We start from the raw sequence: 1,936 nt of genomic DNA, 5'->3' as shown, positions 1-1,936 counted from the left end.
GGCTACCTTTAAGGCGTCTTCTGGCAAGCGCTCGAGCTCCACGCCGTACCAGCTCAACACGTCGCTGAAATCAAGACCGTAGATCGCGCAAAGCGAATATAACCGATAAATGGAGGGTACAGTTCCCTTGTTTTCAATGTCAGCAAGCCGGCTCAAGCCGACTATGAATTCGCTATTGCCGCGTTCGCTCGCGATGCGCGCGCTCGCTTCTTCGACATCGCGATAGCGCAAATGCAACCGTTCTCGAGCGCTTCTCAATCTTTGACCTGGCTCCATCCCTCTCCTCACAGCCGCTTTCACGCGCTGGGCGTTCGGCAAACAGCGGCTCAGCTTGTCGAAGTATCTGGATACATTATCACGAAAATCAAGGAGTGCTGTTCTGTTTTCAGAACAAGTTCTTGCTCCTATCCTATGGAGGATCAATCCACGGAGCGCCATTTGAGAGCCACGCGGCCAAAAATCGTACTCAGTACTATGCCCGGCCCGGGATTTGGGTTCGATCGCCACAGCGGCATCTCGCGTTCCGGTATTACCGTTGGTGTAGTAATAACCCGTACGTGCTGTAGTCTAGGAAAAACATGAAGATAGCAAGAACTTCCGTCCGCCCACGGGTAGCCTTTCAAGGCGAGCTGGGCGCCTTTAGCCACGAGGCGGTACGCAAGCTGCTCGGAGACCGGGCGAGCGTACTACCCTGCCCCTCGTTTTCCGAGGTCTTTGCCGCTCTCAAGAAGGGCCGGGCCACCCATGCCGTGATCCCGATTGAAAACACACTCCACGGAAGTATTTTGGAGAACTATGATCATCTTTTAAGACATAAATTTTATATAACGGGTGAAACGAGCGTGCGGATATCCCATCAATTAATTGCTCTGCCGGGAGTCCATTTCCGCAGCGTGAAGCGGGTATTTTCACATCCGGTAGCGCTCAATCAATGCCGCACGTTCTTTGAAACCCACCCACATCTTGAGGCGGTTCCCTATTACGATACAGCCGGCAGTGTGAAGATGCTCAAACAGGAGGGCCTCAGAGACGCCGCGGCAATCGCCTCACAAGGTGCTGCCGAAATCTACCAATGTGTCATTCTCCGGCGCAACATTGAGGATGACCGGCAAAACTTCACGCGATTTTTTCTGTTGTCGAAACAAGCGCTGAAACCCACACGCAGCGGACCGGGTTGGAAGACCTCGATCGTCTTTTCCACCCCCAATGTGCCCGGGGCTCTGTTTCGGGCGATGGCCTGCTTCGCCCTGCGGGACTTGAACCTGAGCAAGATCGAATCCCGCCCCCTGCGTGGCCGCCCTTGGGAATATCTGTTCTATGTAGATTTACTAGGCTCTACCCATGATAAGACAGTACAAAGCGCTTTGGCAAATTTAAATGAGCTGGCGCCCATGGTCCGGGTATTGGGCAGCTATCAGTCGAAGTAAGGGAGCCGGGTTGTCGGCTCCCTTGAACTCCAACATTTTTTCAGTTACTAAATGTCGTAGTAGAGTGCGAACTCATATGGATGCGGCCGTAGCCGAACCGCCTCCGCCTCATTCTTCCGCTTATAGGCAATATACGTCTCGATTAGTTCTTCAGAGAAGACATCACCCTTGGTCAAGAAGGCATGATCCTCCTCCAGACACGTGAGGGCTTCGTCGAGCGAAGCAGGCATGGAGGGCACTTTCTGCAACTCTTCAGGCGAGAGATCATAGATGTCCTTATCGAGAGGCTCGCCTGGGTCGATCTTATTGACGATGCCGTCCAGACCCGCCATCATCATTGCGGCAAAGGCTAAATAGGGATTCGAAGATGGATCCGGAGGCCGGAATTCGATGCGTTTGGATTTCGGGCTGCTTGAGTACATCGGGATGCGTACAGCGGCTGAGCGGTTCCGGCGTGAATAGGCCAGATTCACCGGTGCTTCATAACCCGGCACCAATCGTTTGTAGCT

Annotated in this window: 2 protein-coding genes and 1 pseudogene; 1 reads left to right on the top strand and 2 read right to left on the bottom strand. The window is 53.5% G+C overall.

Going from position 1 to position 1,936, the window contains the following annotated elements:
• Positions 1–276: helix-turn-helix transcriptional regulator (locus tag VKV18_RS15350; protein WP_324205058.1), on the bottom strand; the 276-nt coding region annotated here is incomplete at its 3' end.
• Between the two features lie 302 nt (positions 277–578).
• Between VKV18_RS15350 and pheA the strand changes: the two genes are divergently transcribed.
• Positions 579–1,427, top strand: coding sequence for a prephenate dehydratase (gene pheA, locus VKV18_RS15345; RefSeq protein ID WP_324205057.1), 849 nt, complete (start codon positions 579–581; stop codon positions 1,425–1,427).
• Between the two features lie 47 nt (positions 1,428–1,474).
• On the opposite strand, the pseudogene glnA reads toward pheA, so the two are convergent.
• Positions 1,475–1,936 (bottom strand): annotated as a pseudogene (gene glnA, locus VKV18_RS15340) (glutamine synthetase); the annotation flags it as partial.

Origin of the sequence: Chthonomonas sp., from assembly GCF_035294505.1 — a bacterium.
Taxonomy (GTDB): domain Bacteria; phylum Armatimonadota; class Chthonomonadetes; order Chthonomonadales; family Chthonomonadaceae; genus Chthonomonas.
Note: the sequence above shows the minus strand (reverse complement) of the source record. Positions and strands in the feature narration are given on the sequence as shown.